This is a genomic window from Microcoleus sp. D3_18a_C4, from assembly GCF_036702415.1.
Taxonomy (GTDB): domain Bacteria; phylum Cyanobacteriota; class Cyanobacteriia; order Cyanobacteriales; family Microcoleaceae; genus Microcoleus.
On sequence record NZ_JAUBTI010000013.1, the window covers coordinates 45537 to 61773 of the forward strand.

Here is a 16237-nt window from a genome sequence, read left to right on the forward strand (position 1 = left end):
TGAGGCAGGGACTTCAGTCCCTGTCGGACTGTCGGACTGTCGGACTGTCGGACTCAGGGGAAAAAGCGTGGAAAGTTGACAGCAATGCCTTCTTCCTTTGTTCCTACTGTCTCGGCTGCACGGGCTGACTGCGCTGCAACATTTGCCGCGCGTCGGGGCTGATGCTGTTTTGGTAGCCAAAGTTCGATCGATCGCTATCATCCAAAATCTGCGGAGTCAGCAATACAATCACTTCCGCCCGCTCGTTGATCTTATTAGTGCTCCTGAACAGCGAACCGATAATCGGCAAATCTCCTAAAATCGGAATCTTCGTCGCTGTAACCCGGTCTTGGTCGCGGATAATCCCCGATAAAATCAAAGTCTGACCGTCCCGCAGGCGAATTAGCCCCGACTGCAAAGAGCGCTCAGCCAGCAGGGTGATACTGTTATTTTCTCCTGCGCCAGTGCTCAGGGGTCGAGACGGGCCGATCGCACTGACGATTGGGTTGACTCGCAGAGAGACAAAACCGTTATCGTCGATGCGATCGATCGCCACTCCCAAGCGCAAACCTGCCTGACCTTTTTCTGCCGTCACCGTTCTGGTAGTTTGACCTGCTGTTGTCTGCGATTCCGATCGAATGTTAGTGATCACTTCTTCGGTGATATTCACATTCGCCGTTTCCCCTTCTTGGACAACTAAAGTCGGGTCAGTCAGGATTTTGGCATTCTGGGTGGTAATACTTGCTTGCAGGTTGGACAGAAAACGTCTTGGATATTGGAACAGCGGGAACTGACTAAAAAGCGCACTTCCCGAACCGGTCGCCGAGCCTGGCTCGTAATCCGTAATTCCAACTCGCGTGGGGTCATTAGTCACTGGGGCTGTCGGCTGGAGGAACACACCTTTGGTGGGGGGTAGACCTGGACCTAGAGATTGACCTGTCAACGGCACGATACGCCGACCGTTCGCATCGTAGAAAGTATCACCCCTGAATTCTTGGGGAATGTCTCGGTTCTCAATAATCGCTCGATTAGCGATGCCCCCAAGTGTAGTATTCCTGTCGGGCGGATTAATACCACCAAAATTGACGATCGCCGCCCCGCCGTCATTGACGAAGAAACTGTCATTAATCCCGAAAGAGAAGCTGGTGTTACTGGTGTTGTTTCCCGACAAGTTGATATCGATCACCTTGACGTTGACAGCCACTTGACGGCGGCGCAAATCTAGCTGTGTCAAGAAAGCCACAGCCATGTCAACTTTGCGCGGGTCGCCCACCAAAGTGATGGAATTGAGCCGAGAATCCGCCAGCACCGACAGTCCCCTCAGCAAGAGCGGCCCGGTGCCGTCCCTAGCGCCGATCGCCTTAATGTCGGGTTCCCTAATTTCCACATCCCGCGCCGCATTTCCCTGGCCCACGCTTTGAATAGTCACCCGAGTAATCGGCAGTTGAGTTTCCGCGCCTTGAGCGCTCAAAAAGTTAGCCGCATCCGTAGAGCGAACTTGATTGAGCCGCAGAGTCCGAATGATAATATTGCGCGAGTCGATCGGCAAGCTAGTCCCTACAAAAATTGTCCGCCCCTGGCGGTTAGCTTGCAGCCCGCTGAGCCGCAGCACGTAATTAAAGACATCTTGCACCGACTCATTTTCGATGTCCAAAGAAATCTTCGGCCCTTCATCAGAGCCGGAGGCTCCTGGCTGACCAGGCACTGCGGGCTGGCCCGGTTGAGCAGGGGCCCCGCCGCCTGTAAAAGCAATGTTCAAGCCTGCAGCGCGAGCCAGCAGAGCCAAAACGTCCCGGACTGGGGCATCCCGCAACACCAAGCGGGGGATGCGTTCTCCCGAACTCAGCTCAATATTTCCGACGCCAGGGGCGATGTTAGACACCGCGATATCTCCCAAGGGCGGTGCCACGGCCCGCGGCTGGAAAGGCGCTGCCTGATTTGTCTGGGATTGTATTTCGCTGGGGAGGGGGGGGCGATCGTTCCTGGTAACAGTAACTTCGGGATTTGGCAGCAGCACGCCTGGGTTTTGCGACGTGCGGACTTGGGGAGCCGGGGGGGGAGCTGTTTGGGTCAGCGGCAGTCCCGGAGGTGGCGGAGGTGCAGTTTGGGCAGACTGTACTGTACCGCCCTGTCCGGCAACGCTGAGGACGATGCTTTGGCCTTGTCCCGGAACAATTTGTCCGTTGGGAACTCCGTTGGTGCCGGCTACCACAACGCGGATGCTGTTAGCCTCTACCTGGCTGATTTCTACTGAAGAAATTCCCGGAGCGGGGTTATCTTGACGGAAGCTGTTGCCTTGTGGCAAGCGGAGCTGGGTGTTGATAATTGTGGCTTGGTAAGTATTGCCGTTATTGATGGCGAAAACTTGCGGGCGATCGCCCTTTTCTGTCGCCAGGACAATATTTACCCCATTATTGGCTTGACTTACTTGCACTCCTGTGACTTGAGTCGGCGCTGCCGAGACGGGGGCTTGCGCGATCAGAACTCCTGCAACGCTGCATAAGAGTCCTCCACTTAACCGTAGATGCTGTTTCACGTTCTCTCCTCAACTACAATTTGTATTTGTTGTTCGCAGTCTTTTGTCGCTAGCTGCTAAACTGACTAAAATATTCAAGGGTTCGAGCCTTTTTGAAGGAAGAATTTATGCCCTTTTCGATTTTCTATTTTCGATAGGGAATAACTGATGATATCAGGGTTAGAAGCTATCCTACAGCAATCCTCGCATCATTTGTGGATTTCTTACTCCCTCCCCTTTGTAAGGGGAGGGTTGGGGTGGGGTAAAAAATTTACGACTTCTACAAGGATTTCTATACAGTTCCATTACTTTGAGAAACTGGTATTAGAAGAAATTAGGTTTTAGAGCAAATTGTTGAGTGCCATATAAAAAATATTTTTGTGGCATTCATAATTTTTTGACTTCTACCTTCACCCTTCAAAATTCAACCTTCTGCCTTCTCCTTTCTTGTGAAAGAGCAAGTTGGGAACAATAGCTAATATCTATCCGCCCAACTACCGCTACTTAGCACCAGGATTCGGAGCCGGAGTTGGCGGTTTTTCTTCTTGCTTTAACGGCAGCAGCGCGTGCAAGTCAAAAGCAGTTTTAATTTTAGTTGGCGGCTGCTCAACAGGAACTATTTTCCCTTTCAAAAAGTCAACTTCAATTGGCTGATTTGATGCTAGCAATTCAGATTTCAAATTCCTAACTACCAACAGCGACTGCATCAACTCCAAGTTACGCATAAAATTGCGGGTTTGATCAAAAGTGCCTTCAAACTCTACCTTAAATTTTTTGCGTCTGAGCTTGCCAGCCAGGGACGCCCCGAAGGAGCTATCGGCCAGAATATCAGGGTCTGGAGCTCCCGGCGTGGCGGTTGCTGCTGCTGGGGGCATATCCGGCTCAAATTTGGTAATTTTAGCCTTGAGGTCATCTCCTTGCACGCCGGCGTTGATTCTATTAACGAGTTGGGTCATGTCAAGCAAAAGCGTGTTGGCGGTGGCGTCGCTGGCAAACATTGCCGTCACGTTGGCCCGGCGCTGTTTTGCTTCTTCTTGCTTGGCTTCTGCTTCTGCCTTTTTTTGAATTTGAGTTTGCAATTGCAGTTGCGTTTGCTCGCTTTCGCTAAGTTTTTGCTTGAATGCGTCGCTTTTTTGGAATTCGGGAAGTACGAACTGGTAGCCGAGGCCGCCGGCAATAACGAGTCCGAGAACTGCTATGCCGATTGCTTGGACTTGGGGGGTCAGCTTAATGCCGAATATTTCCTTAGCCCCTGTATCTTCTGCTTGTCCGCTAGGACCATACTCATTTGCTAATGTCATTGTTTTTTCACCTCTGGTTTTTGTGGTTCTAGCACTCCTTTTTCTTGAAGTGTTTCTATGCGTATTGCGAGCCCGTCTGCTTGCTTGCTTCGCAGCTCGGGGAGCAACTCGGAGGCCCCCGTCGGGCTGAGCGTCGTTTCAATTTTATATTCCACCACTTTCCGCAGTTTGGGAAGTTCTGTTACTCCTGCTGCACTTTGGTTCCGCAATTGTACTTGTGCCGGGTTGTCTTTTAAGGTCGCTGCTAGCAGTCGGGTGTCAGTATTGAGGAAGAAAGGAGAGCGCTGGACTAGCAACATAAAGTCGTTAACTTGAGCAAAGGTACTGGCTATCCCTGAAATTTGTACTTTTGCTGCCTGCTGCGGGACGACGGGCGGGGGGGGAGCGGCAGCCGGGGTAGGGCTGGCTGGGGACGGACTCGCCCCTGGGGACGGGCTGGCTGCGGGGGTGGCTGCGGGGGGTGGGGGTGCTGCTGCAACGGGGGAGGGACTTGGGTCGATTTGCTCGATTTTGGCAATTTGCACTCCGGCGGGAGTGCGGACACTCAGGTCTTGCAGCATCGCCGACCAAGGTTTAATCTGGTCGAATACTCCGGCTAATGCTTTGTATTCGGCGGTAACTTGGTCGGTTTCGGCGTTGATGGCTTTGATGGTGTTGGCTTGAGTGTTTAACTTGGCAAGTTCTTGGTCGATGGCTTCTTGTTTTTTGGCCAAGCTGGTATTTTCGTTAGTCGCCAACCACCAGGCGCCCATGACTGCGGCGTTGATGCCAAAGGCAAACAGCACTGCCCCATATATGGGCAGTTGGTCTTTGGCTCCACCGGAACTTTTTTTAGCTGGGCTTTTGGTCGCAACGGGTTTGTAGTCGGGACGGTCGTTGAGAAAATTAATATCTAGGCTGTACATGGCTTCACTCGATTTTATAGCAGAAGGAAGAAGGCAGAAGGCACAAGGTAGAAGGTAGTAGGTAGTAGGTAGAAGGTAGAAGGAAAAAGTCATCTACCGCTTATGTTTCAGCAATTAAGAAGGTTCTAACAGTCTTGGCTGTTGCTATAGATTTAAATTGGAAATTTTAGATTTTAGACAGAACCCAAGATTGCTGGTACAAGTGAAGGATTTATTTAGGGAAGAAAGAAACAACTTTCTGCCTTCTACTGAAGGAAGGGGCTGCTTCTACCTCTGATATATTCTACCTTTTACCTTCTACCTTCTACCTTCTATCTTCTACCTCCAATATTCTACCTTCTGCTTTCTGCCTTCTTCTTTTGGAAGGGGTTTTTACCTAAAATTCTCACCTCGGTTTTTCTCTCATCTAAAACTGTTAGGTCACATAACCTCCCTTAGTCCTAAACCTAGGGCGACTCCTAAACCTGCTCGCTGTTCTGGGGTAATTTCTTGGCTGATTTCGAGTCCTAGGGTTTCGATGGGATCGACTTGAGATGCGGGCAAGCTTAATCTTTGCATAAAAAATTCGTCGAGTTTGCCGATCGCAGCTCCCGGGCCTGCTAGCAGCAGTTGCGCTACTTCGAGTTCTTCGCTCTGATTGAGGTAAAAATCTACTGAGCGGCGCAGTTCGTCTGCTAGTTCTCCCAATACTTTTATCATCGCATTTGTTCCCGGATTGGCGTCTCCCGACGCGCCCATTGTATCTGTGACTGGCAGGGTCATGCCTTGCAGTTCGCTGGTGTCTCTGGTTGGCGGCAGGTTCATGGCTTGGTTGAGGGCGGTCTGGATTTGGTAGGTGCCGATCGGGATGGTACGGTTGAACTGAGGTATGCCGTCCACTACTATAGCTAACTCGGTGCTGTCAAATTCTATGGCGGTGAGAACTGCTGCTTCTTGGGACGAAAATTGTTGCAGTTGGTCTTTGAGGGTGCGGATTAGGGCAAAGCTGGTTACTTCTAGTACGTCTATAATCAGTCCGGCTTCTTTGAAGGTTTCGATGTATGTGTCGGTAACTTCTCTGCGGGTTGCTACTAACACGACTTGCACTTTTTCTACTCCGTCGTCATCTACAAATAGGCCTATTTTTTGATAGTCTACGTCGGCGTCTTCTCTGGGAAACGGCAAGTAAAGTCCTGCTTCTGCGTTCATGTAATCCCGCAGTTCTTCTTCGTTGAGCTCTGCGGGAACTGGGATGAGGCGGATGACGGCTTCGCGGCCGGGAATGGCTGTGGCTACTCGCTTGGCTTTGATTTTGTTTTCGGCGAGGACGGCTTTTATTAGTTCTGCCATTCCTGGCGGATCGACTATTTGTCCTTCTTGTACTATGTCTTCGGGAACTTCTATTGAGGCTAGGATGCCTAATTTTAATGCCTGACCTTTCTTTTCGAGCTGAATGATGTTGATGCGGTCTGGGGCTATTTCGATCCCGATTCCTGGCTGGCGTTGGGAAAGTAGACCTTTGAAAAAGTTAACCATGTGATTGGGTCGCCGGTAATTGCTATTTTTTTCTTTTGTAGTTGGCCAGCCTGATTCAGCGCGCAGGCCTGTTGGAGGGTTGGTTTCCAACTGCCGCAAGAGTGCTGTAATCTCGGTATCCCGCCGTAGCTGCACAGCTCAGTCTGTGTTGCGCGATCGCTAGTTCCGATTTTATGCTATCCAATTTACTTGACAATAGCTATTCTGGTGCGAATGTCAATAAATTCCAGCTCGATCGACCGAAAACCCGCCGATTCTGCACAAAAACCGACTATCTCGCTCCTGGGCCCAGGTACAAAACTCTGTTACTGACTCATCGCGCTTGATTCGGGCGAGCGCTTTTTTGTCTGACGGTTCCCATAACTCTCAAATTTTATTCTATGAAACGTAAATCTTGGCAACTTTTTGCTGTTTTTGGGCTGGTGGGGCTGCTGCTGGCTGCGGTGGTGAGTTGCAGCAAGCCGGCTGTTAATTCCCAGGCAAATAATACGCAGGAAATCGAGTTCTGGACTATGCAGCTTCAACCTCAGTTTACTGAGTATTTCAACAAGACGATCGCCGGTTTTGAAGCCCAAAATCCGGGGGTGAAGGTGCGCTGGGTGGACGTTCCTTGGTCGGCGATGGAAAGCAAGATTTTGGGGGCTGTTTCGGCGAAAACTGCGCCGGATGTGGTTAACCTAAATCCCGATTTTGCTTCGCTGTTGGCGGGACGCAATGCTTGGCTGGATTTGGATTCTCGAATTCCGCAGCAAGTTCGCGAGCTCTATCTCCCAAATATCTGGAAAGCTAGTATGCTCGACGGCAAGAGTTTTGGCATTCCTTGGTATCTCACGACTGGGGTGACAATTTACAATACGGAGTTGTTGAAGAAGGCTGGAATTGCTAAGCCTCCTGCTACTTATGCCGAGTTGGCAACTGTTGCGAAGCAGGTGAAGGAGAAGACTGGTAAGTTTGCTTTTTTTGTGACTTTTGTGCCGGAAGATTCGGCGGAGGTTTTGCAATCTTTCGTGCAGATGGGTGTGCCTTTGGTTGATGCGAAAGGTAAGGCTGCTTTTAATACTGCTAAGGGCAAAGCTGTTTTTCAGTATTGGGTGGATTTGTACAAGAACGGACTTTTGCCACAGGATGTTTTGGTGCAGGGACATCGCAGGGCGATCGAGCTTTATCAAGCTGGGGAAACTACTTTTTTAGCTTCCGGGCCTCAGTTTTTGAAGGCTATTGCTGAGAATGCGCCGAGTATTGGTGCTGTTTCGGCTGCTGCGCCTCAAATTACGGGCGAAACCGGCAAGAAGACTGTGGCGGTGATGAATTTGGTTGTGCCCCGCGACAGCAAGCGTCCTGATGATGCTGTTAAGTTTGCTTTGTACGTGACTAATTCTCAAAATCAGTTGGCTTTTGCTAAGGCTGCTAATGTTTTGCCTTCTACGGTTGAGGCTTTGCAGGACGATTATTTTAAGAACGTTCCGACTGATGCTCCCGCAGCCGATCGAGCTCGCGTTGTTAGTGCTTCTGGGTTGAGTTCCGCCGAGCTATTGATTCCGCCTTTAAAGGATGTTAAGAAGCTGCAAAAGGCGATTTATGACAATTTGCAGGCGGCAATGTTGGATGAAAAGTCGGTAGATCAAGCTGTGGCTGATGCGGCTAAGGCTTGGGATCAAAGGTAGTTTTGAATTGAAGCTGGGGCGGGATTTTTTTTGCTCTCGCCCCTTGCTTTTTTGGGCTACTTGACGTATTATTAAAGAATGGGAATCTGTGTCGCCATATATACGCATATATCAGCTTTTAAATGTAAGGTGCGTCGCCTCGCAGAGCTTCCAATCATCGCGAAAAATTCGATGGCGACGCACCCTACGATTAGCAATCGCGCTTGCTTTTAAGGTTGAATTGTCCAGTCTTCCTGCACTAAATTAGGCACTTGCGAAAAATCTCGGTAGTTGCGCGTAACGAGGATAGCCTTATTAGCAATTACAATAGCACCAATCCGCAAATCTCGGTTGCCGATGCGTATTTTTTGACGGCGTAACTCAGTGTAATATCATGTCCGCTCGATTACCCTGATTCCTGTAGGGGCGGGTTCACCAATAATATTTGCCAAAAATAGACAATCTCACAAACCCGCCCCGGCAATTGTATAATTGGCGATATATCTGACATGAGATAGATATTGAAAGCATTCTGGTCAAATTTCAGAATGCTGAGATTTTTGAAATCATCTAATGTATCCCATAACCTGGTGTAAGCCAATACTAATTTGTCCGCTTGCGAAGGTTCAGAAGCCTGTCTGATAACATTGAACCTGCCGCGAATTACTTCCTCTACGGTTACGATAGTTACAGCAAGGTTTTCTGCGTTAACCTCGATTCGCTGCACCATCATTGGATCATTCCTTTGCCAAAGGGAGAAACAATCCGTATCAAGTATGTATCGGCTCATTTGGTCTCAACCGCAGCGTCAATTTGACTGTAATAAGCTTCGGTTTCTGCATCGAGTTCGCGGCGATATTCTTCTATGTGTGCCAATACCTCATCGTAATACGGATCGTTTTCATACTTACCCGCTAACCTCACCCAAGGATTGTTCGATCGACTATTCGTGAGTTTGACAGAGACGATTTCTGCTTCGGCTAGCTGGGCATTTACTAAATCGTGAAGGTTTTGCAGTGCTTGCGATCGCGTCTCGCCAAAAGCTTTACATTCGGGCCATCCCAGCAACGCTGCACTGACTGTTGTGTCTGATTCGTTTTTAATGATTATGTGAGCAGTTGAGCTGTCGAGGTCGCCCCCAAAGTTAGTGCGATCGGCTGCGCGAATGTCGCAGGTAGCGTTACCTGTTAAGAGTGTTTTTGTCTTGACTATCTCCTTGGTGTTTTCCTGGCGCGACTTTTCTATTTCTCCAATGATAGACGCCTTTAGTGCTAATGTATTGTTTTCCTGAAGCTGCTTGATTATGTTTCGCCTGAAAAGCTCGTCAAATAGTAAAGTTTGCTCTTGGGCTGGCAAAGCTTCTATATATTCAATTAGCGTTTGCACCGATATAAGGCTGCTCATAAACTTCGACATCTAAATTTTTCTAAACTCACTTGTATTGTAACAAAAATTTTGCATTGGGCATTGGGCATTAGGCATTAATCTTTTTTTATCTCGCCCCTTGCTTTTTTATACCACTTGACGTATTATTAAATAATGGGAATCTGTGCCGCCATATATAAGCTTTTAAGTTATTATCGAATGATGAAATTACCGCCTCTTCACAACGCGGAGTCGGAGGAGAACTCTGATAAGTCAATCTCGACTATTTTAGAGGTAAATGTTTGTTGATAAGAACGATCGCTCATCCCAGAAACCGGGTTTATTTATCCCGTGCGAGATCCTTTCTCCATTCAGCTTGATTGATGATTTGTAGGAAGATAGCCTGAATTCCTCAAATATTCAGAAATTTGACTTGTGTTAAAATCAAAGCTCAGATCGGAATAGGAGAAAATTCTTATGCCAGCGATGACACTCAAAGATTTAAACCAAGTTCAAACCCTTTTTTCCGAAGCCGGTTTAGATTACAAAATTGAACTAGAAGACGGGAGGCTTTCAATTGTGGGGCCATCAGACATCGTATCCAGTGAAATCAGCAGTATTTTGATTCGCTTGCTGGGTAACTGGGTTTATCCCCGTCGCTTGGGGAGAGTCTTTGACTCCGCAGGCGGTTTCATCATGCCGGATACGAATGTCAAAGCACCGGATGTTTCTTTTGTTCGCGCCGCCCGCTTGCGCCAAAGTCCGCGTTATTTTGGAGAACTTGTCCCCGATTTGGTGGTTGAGATTAAATCTCAGAGCGATCGCATTAAGCCTATAGAAACCAAGGTTTTGAAGTTTATAGAACTGGGTGCGATCGTTGGAATTCTGATCGATCCTGATGAAGAAACAGTGACTATTTATCGCTCTACAGGTGAACCGACTGTTTTAGGAAATGGCGATATCTTAACAGTAGCAGAACTTTTTCCCGGTTGGGAATTGCCCGTTTCTGAATTGTGGCCTCCTATCTTTACAGAGGAAGAAACACAATTCTGATGCGTTTAAGCTTGGGATTGTTGTTGTTGCAGAAAATAGCCGACGAGATAAAGGGAACCGCAAAGGATTGTTAGGTTGTCACCTGTAACAGCAGCATCTAAAGCTGTTGTTAAGTCGGGGAAGGCTTGACAGAGTGTTAATTCGGGACAGATAATTTGAGCTAGGGTGGCTAATTCTGCGGGTGATGATGAGTTGTGATCGGGTACGGGTACTAGGTAAAGTCGATCGCCCTTTTTGAGTAATGCTTTCAAAATATCATCGCAGTCTTTAGTCGCAAGAATGCCGATTACCCAGTTAATCGGTGACGGGTGATTGTTCAGGCGATCGACATATTCACGCAGGGCGATCGCTGCGGCGGGGTTGTGCGCGCCGTCAATTAATATATTGCGGTTTTTCCAAGTTGTCTGCTGGAGTCTTCCGGGCCATTGGGTTTTGGCGATACCGTTTTCGATCGCGGTTGGGGAAATTTGCCATCCTTGGTTTTGGAGAGTGTGCAAAGTTGCGATCGCAATTGCTGAATTCATTAGTTGAATTTTTCCCAGCAGCGGCAATTGATATTTTATTTTAACCGCATTTTGATTTAACTGATATTCTGCGAATCCTTGTCCTAAATCTATTGCTGGTTTTACCCAAGTTGCCGGACAGTCTAATTCTTGAATGCGTTTTTCTACTACTATTCTAGCTGATTCTGGCAATTCTCCGATAACTGCCGGACATTTTGCTTTAAGAATTCCCGCTTTTTCCCCAGCAATATCTGCCACGGTGGGGCCGAGTATTTGCCAGTGTTCGAGACTGATAGAAGTAATGACGCTAGCGAGAGGTGTTTCGCAAACGTTAGTCGCGTCTAATCTACCGCCCAATCCAGTTTCTATCACTGCAATATCTGCTTTTTGTTCGGCGAAATACAGCCAAGCTGCGGCGGTGATTATTTCAAATTGAGTGGGAGTTTCGGTGTTGTTTTCGGTGGCGGCGACAACTCGTTCTAGACACTGTTGCAATTCTGTTGGGGAAATCGGTTTTTGGTTGATGCAAATTCTTTCTGTCCAATCGATTAAGTGCGGGGATGTGTAGCGCCCAACTCGATAGCCTGCTTCTGTGAGTACGGAAGAGAGATAAGCGCAAACGGAACCTTTGCCATTAGTGCCGGCAATGTGGATAATGGGTATTTGTTTGTGGGGATTGTCTAGTTTTTGGAGAAGTTGGTGAATTCTTTTTAGGCCGAGGTGTACGCCGAAGTGTTGGTAAGATTGGAGGATGGATTCTGCATTCATTGAGGATGATAAGTTCTGTTTGTGTGTGAATTATATTTTTTTTATTAACCGCAGAGGGCGCAGAGGGCGCAGAGTGAGAGAAGAAAGAGATAGATATCTAAGAAAAGAGAGGTTTATAATTGATTTATTGTATTTATTGCGGATGAAAAAAGGTGGCTTTGGATATTATTTCTCTGTTTTCGGGTTGTGGGGGGTTGGATTTGGGTTTTCGCTTGGCTGGCTTTAATGCTGTTTGGGCGAATGAATATGATAAGTCTATTTGGGATACATATAATTTCAATCATCCTGAAACTATTTTAGATCGCAGAGATATCAGAAAAATCAAATCTGATGAAATTCCCAACTGTATTGGGATAATCGGCGGCCCTCCTTGTCAAAGTTGGAGTGAAGCCGGGGCGAAACGGGGGATTGATGACAGTCGGGGTCAACTTTTCTGGGAGTATATCAGAATTGTGCGGGACAAGCAGCCTTTGTTTTTTTTAGCTGAGAATGTTAGCGGAATCTTAGCTCCCAGAAACAAGGATGCTTTCACTTATATATTATCGCAGTTTGAGGAAATCGGGTATCGGGTTTCGTACAAGTTGTTAAATGCTAAAAATTTTGGTGTTCCGCAAGATAGGCAAAGGGTGATTGTTGTTGGTTATCGGGAAACTCTGGGTTTGGGTTTTGAGTTTCCCGAACCGGGAACCGAGGTTTTGACGCTGAAAGATGCAATTTTTGATTTGCAGGCCGCCCCTATGTCAGTTAAGGGTAAATTAGATAATTATCACGATTCTGTCCCAAATCACGAATGTGCGGATTTGGGGTTTTCGAGCATTTATATGTCGCGCAATCGAGTTAGAAGTTGGTCAGAACCTTCTTTTACAATTCAGGCAAGCGGCAGACACGCGCCTCTGCATCCTCAAGCTAGTAAAATGATTTTGGTTGGCAAAGACAAACGCATTTTTGACCCCAATTCGCCTCTGCCTTACCGTCGGCTTTCTGTGCGAGAGTGCGCGAGAGTTCAGACTTTCCCGGATGAGTTTATTTTTAAGTACAAGTATATTGCTGATGGATACAAAATGGTCGGTAATGCTGTTCCTGTGAATTTGGCGAGGATGTTGGCGAATAAAATATTTGCGGATATTTCGCACTTGTAGCAGGGAAAGTTTTGTAGGGGCGGGTTCGCCGAAATATTTGATAATTACCGACAAATTATATAAACCCGCCCCGTCCATACTAGCGGACATGATATTACAAATCATCTAAAGTAAAATTGCGGGGATTTTTGAGGATAAAGGTTTGATTTTCTTTGATTAAATCTCCCGTACAGAGGAAAGGCAAGCGTTCTTGATAAGCTTTGATTGCGAGGATGTAATCTTTGTCTGCAAGTGAGGTTTGAATTTTCCGCAGTTTGTCGGCAATGACACCTAAAAACGTAATTTCGCCGCTTAATTTGTCGGCATTGGGAGTTTGAATTTGCATCACGACTCCCTGAATGGTTGTATTGGGAATTCCGGTAATTAAGTCGGCTAAAATTTCTATTTGAGAGCGATTCTCGATGAGCTCCAATGTCTCTAGCATCAAGTTCATTGACACGGGAAAGTCGGGAAGCTTGCAATTTAAAGGTAGAACTATTTGAGGAGTTTCTGGGTTGAGATTGCCGCTTGTCCAAATAATAGCCCGATCGCCTATTTTTTGCGCTTGTTTCCAACCTTGGGATTCTAAGTAGTAGCTGATTCGATCCGGTTCGAGATTTTTGAGCAATTCAATATCTTTAATTGTGACATTCATATTTGTCTCCCGGTTGCAATCCGCTGCATGATAGTTGTCAGACTCTGGGCCGAAAATATATTTGTTCTGGGTATTGAAATAGTGATGGTTTCTTGATTGTCAGTAGGTGCTGCACCTTCTAATGATATCCAATAAGCGCCGCGTTTTAAACAGAGTTCCGCTTCTGTCTGTTGCAGCCAGTCGCTGGGGCGATCGGGAACTGTCACCACAATTATAATTCTAGGAGGGTAGGCATTGTTGGCGCTCAATTCTTGGTAGTTTTTAATGTTCAGGGGATAGCGAAGGCTATTTTCATTCAAAATATCTCTTGATGTACATTTGACTTGAAGATAAAGAATGGGAAAGTTTGGTAAACCTGCTTCTGCGATTCCCGTGATAATTAGGTCTACACCCAGTTGGTCTAGAGGAGTAGTTGTTCGCTGGCAGATGCACCCGGCTGCTGAAGCCACGGCGTAAATGTAAGCATAGCTGAATTCTTCTTTTTGGGTGTTGATATCCATTAAAATGCTACTGCAATTTTGTTGCCATAAAGTAATGATATAACACCAAATCGGGTTATAAAACCCTGTTATGTAAAGTTACGGTGCGTGACTCAAGATGCCTTCCACACAAGCCCAAATCTATTCACAGTCACGCACCATACATCGCTTTGAAAGCAGATTAACCATCGCCCTAGCCGTAAATTCGATCGAGCTTCAAGAAGGTTTGTAACAGCACGTTTGCTCCCTGAGTGCACTGTTCTGGGGATGTATATTCGTCTTCTGCATGGCTGATGCCGCCGCGAGAAGCCACGAAAATCATCCCCATATCCGCAAACCGTCCGATTTCTTGGGCGTCGTGTCCGGCGCGGCTGATTAAATGCGTGCAACTCAAGCTTAATTCCCGGCAAACTTCGGCAATCGCATTTTGAATCTTTGCTGCTGCTAGGGTTGGCAATACGTGCAGCATTTCAATCATTTCAACTTCGGTTTTGGTGTTAAGCGCGATCGCCCTAAACTCTTGTTTCATTTTAACTAACAATTCTGCCAAATGAGTTTGAGATATATCGCGCAAGTCGATTTTAAAATCTACTTTTCCCGGTACAATATTTGTAGCATTCGGCGACAGGTTTAAGTAACCTACCGTTGCTACTTGTTCTCCCGGTGTTTCTACTCCCAACTTGTTGACTGCTAGCACCATTTGTGCGGCGGCTACTAGCGCATCTTTGCGATCGCGCATCGGCGTCGAACCGGCATGATTCGGGCGGCCAGTTACCGTCACTGCATAGCGGTACTGTCCGACAATGCCTTGAACTATGCCGATTTCATCGCCGGTACTTTCCAAAACGCCTCCTTGTTCGACGTGGAGTTCTACAAATGCTGCTATTTCTTGGGGATGGCGTTTTGCTTGTGCAATTTTTGACCAATCTCCGCCAATTTGTGCTAAACAAGTTTCAATGGAAGTACCGTCGCTGCGTCGGTAATATGCCGCATCGCTGACTGTATTTCCGGCCATCGCTTTGCAGCCGATAACGGTGTTTTCTTCGTCGGTAAATACGATCGTCTCGATCGGATGTTCCAAGCATAGGTTATTTTCGTGCAGTACCCGCACCACTTCAATTCCCGCCAAAACTCCCAAAACTCCGTCGTAATGGCCGCCCACGGCCACGGTATCGATGTGAGAACCTGTGGCTAGGGCCGCACACTCGCGCTTTCCGGGATACCGCCCGATCATGTTTCCCGCCGCATCAATGCGAACCGTCATCCCTGCTTCTACCATCCAAGATTCCACGAGTTGGCGGGCCAGCAAATCTGCTTTGGTAAATGCTACCCGACTCACGCCTCCTCCTGGTAGTTTGCCGATTTGGGCGAGTTGGGCGATGCTGCGGTTGAGGCGCGGGCCGTTGACTGCAAGTGTTAATGTAAGTGTCATTTAAAGTTCTTTTATTGATTGATGTAACTAATTGCTGTATACTGCATTCAATAGCATTTAAATCGGCGACATAATGTAGCCTTGTTTACAAAAGTCGAGCGGTTTGACAGTGCCAGGAATAAGGTGCTCTTCGGCATTGGTGTCAACTTAATGTCAAAGGTAATACGAGTCTACCGTCTGAGTTTACAGTCTTCCCGATCCCCCCTAGCCCCCTTCTCAAGGGGGGGACAAGAGAATTCTTTCGTCCCCCTTCTTTCCCCCCTTGGGGTAGGGGGGGGGTGGGGGATGAGCGGGGGATCGAGACTTCGATAAAAACGAGATATACAGAGAATTTTAGTCTTAAGTTGACACCAATGGCTCTTGGGCGCACCCTACAAAGTGAGTTTGTGCATCAGTCTTAAGTAGGAAAAAACACAATTTTTTATCGGGTGTATGTGATGAATCAAACAGCAATTGCAGTCAAACGAGTTTTCATTTGCGGTTCTGCCCTACGGGGTCAGCCGGACAACAGCAACCTCGGAGATGCGAAGTTTATTAGAGAAGCAAAAACTCGCCCGATTTACCGCTTGCATTCGGCAGAAAATGGCTGGCATCCTGCTATTTATGAAGTGGCTGCAGACGGTGTATCAATTCCGGGCGAAGTGTACGAATTAACTCAAGAGCAATTTGAACAGCTTGCAGGGGGGGAACCGCCGCATATGTATCCGTCGGATGTGGTTTTGGATGATGGAGAAGTGTTGACGGCTTTCTTGTACCCGCAGGAGTTGGTTCAGAAGTATGAATGGGAAGATATTTCCGATCGAGGTGGGTGGGCCGCTTATAAAGCCAGTACAGGGCAAAATTAATCCTTTCCGCTGGCTTGTTTGGGCGGGCGAGACGCCCACCCCACAAAAAAATTCATTTCTTGTGGAACAGGCCGGAAAGCCTGTTTGTTTGGGCGGGCGAGACGCCCACCCCACAAAAAAATTCATTTCTTGTGGAACAGGCCGGAAAGCCTGTTTGTTTG

At 47.5% G+C, this 16237-nt stretch carries 14 protein-coding genes; 4 read left to right on the forward strand and 10 right to left on the reverse strand.

Annotated features, from left to right (window positions below; genetic code table 11):
* Positions 1-103: 103 nt before the first annotated feature.
* From QUB16_RS09340 to pilM, 4 genes are all read right to left on the reverse strand, one after another.
* Positions 104-2515: an AMIN domain-containing protein gene (locus QUB16_RS09340; protein ID WP_333315696.1), complete on the reverse strand. Its 2412-nt coding sequence runs from the start codon at positions 2513-2515 to the stop codon at positions 104-106.
* Between the two features lie 479 nt (positions 2516-2994).
* Positions 2995-3795, reverse strand: coding sequence for a pilus assembly protein PilO (locus QUB16_RS09345; RefSeq protein WP_333315697.1), 801 nt, complete (start codon positions 3793-3795; stop codon positions 2995-2997).
* The gene (locus QUB16_RS09350; protein ID WP_333315698.1) at positions 3792-4700 is read right to left on the reverse strand and encodes a PilN domain-containing protein; all 909 of its coding nucleotides are present in this window, start codon (positions 4698-4700) and stop codon (positions 3792-3794) included. The genes QUB16_RS09345 and QUB16_RS09350 overlap by 4 nt, the downstream gene beginning before the upstream one ends.
* A 420-nt stretch (positions 4701-5120) precedes the next feature.
* Positions 5121-6215, reverse strand: a complete 1095-nt coding sequence (pilM, locus tag QUB16_RS09355) for a type IV pilus assembly protein PilM (protein ID WP_333315742.1) — start codon at positions 6213-6215, stop codon at positions 5121-5123.
* Positions 6216-6595: 380 nt separating this feature from the next.
* Here pilM and QUB16_RS09360 point away from each other — a divergent pair, with 380 nt between their 5' ends.
* The gene (locus QUB16_RS09360; RefSeq protein WP_333315699.1) at positions 6596-7879 is read left to right on the forward strand and encodes a sugar ABC transporter substrate-binding protein; all 1284 of its coding nucleotides are present in this window, start codon (positions 6596-6598) and stop codon (positions 7877-7879) included.
* Between the two features lie 385 nt (positions 7880-8264).
* On the opposite strand, the gene QUB16_RS09365 is transcribed toward QUB16_RS09360, so the two are convergent.
* Positions 8265-8591 carry a hypothetical protein gene (locus QUB16_RS09365; RefSeq protein WP_333315700.1) on the reverse strand — a complete coding sequence of 109 codons (327 nt, stop codon included), beginning with the start codon at positions 8589-8591 and terminating at the stop codon, positions 8265-8267.
* A 53-nt stretch (positions 8592-8644) separates the two neighbouring features.
* Positions 8645-9262: a hypothetical protein gene (locus QUB16_RS09370; RefSeq protein WP_333315701.1), complete on the reverse strand. Its 618-nt coding sequence runs from the start codon at positions 9260-9262 to the stop codon at positions 8645-8647.
* Between the two features lie 438 nt (positions 9263-9700).
* Between QUB16_RS09370 and QUB16_RS09375 the strand changes: the two genes are divergently transcribed.
* Positions 9701-10276 carry a Uma2 family endonuclease gene (locus QUB16_RS09375; RefSeq protein WP_333315702.1) on the forward strand — a complete coding sequence of 192 codons (576 nt, stop codon included), beginning with the start codon at positions 9701-9703 and terminating at the stop codon, positions 10274-10276.
* Between the two features lie 5 nt (positions 10277-10281).
* On the opposite strand, the gene QUB16_RS09380 is transcribed toward QUB16_RS09375, so the two are convergent.
* Positions 10282-11547 carry a folylpolyglutamate synthase/dihydrofolate synthase family protein gene (locus tag QUB16_RS09380; protein WP_333315703.1) on the reverse strand — a complete coding sequence of 422 codons (1266 nt, stop codon included), beginning with the start codon at positions 11545-11547 and terminating at the stop codon, positions 10282-10284.
* Positions 11548-11699: 152 nt separating this feature from the next.
* Here QUB16_RS09380 and QUB16_RS09385 point away from each other — a divergent pair, with 152 nt between their 5' ends.
* Positions 11700-12686: a DNA cytosine methyltransferase gene (locus tag QUB16_RS09385; protein ID WP_333315704.1), complete on the forward strand. Its 987-nt coding sequence runs from the start codon at positions 11700-11702 to the stop codon at positions 12684-12686.
* A 94-nt stretch (positions 12687-12780) separates the two neighbouring features.
* Here the strand turns inward: QUB16_RS09385 and QUB16_RS09390 are convergent, their stop codons facing one another.
* The 3 genes from QUB16_RS09390 to QUB16_RS09400 all read right to left on the reverse strand — a co-directional run bounded on the left by QUB16_RS09390 (position 12781) and on the right by QUB16_RS09400 (position 15231).
* A complete protein-coding gene (locus QUB16_RS09390) occupies positions 12781-13320 on the reverse strand; it encodes a hypothetical protein (protein ID WP_333315705.1) in 540 nt (179 codons plus the stop codon).
* Positions 13317-13820 carry a DUF4365 domain-containing protein gene (locus QUB16_RS09395; protein ID WP_333315706.1) on the reverse strand — a complete coding sequence of 168 codons (504 nt, stop codon included), beginning with the start codon at positions 13818-13820 and terminating at the stop codon, positions 13317-13319. Before QUB16_RS09395 ends, QUB16_RS09390 begins: the two co-directional genes overlap by 4 nt.
* Before the next feature lie 172 nt (positions 13821-13992).
* Complete coding sequence (locus QUB16_RS09400) at positions 13993-15231, reverse strand: Zn-dependent hydrolase (protein WP_333315707.1); 1239 nt, start codon at positions 15229-15231, stop codon at positions 13993-13995.
* 437 nt (positions 15232-15668) lie between these two features.
* Between QUB16_RS09400 and QUB16_RS09405 the strand changes: the two genes are divergently transcribed.
* Complete coding sequence (locus tag QUB16_RS09405; RefSeq protein ID WP_333147357.1) at positions 15669-16076, forward strand: allophanate hydrolase-related protein; 408 nt, start codon at positions 15669-15671, stop codon at positions 16074-16076.
* Positions 16077-16237 lie beyond the last annotated feature (161 nt).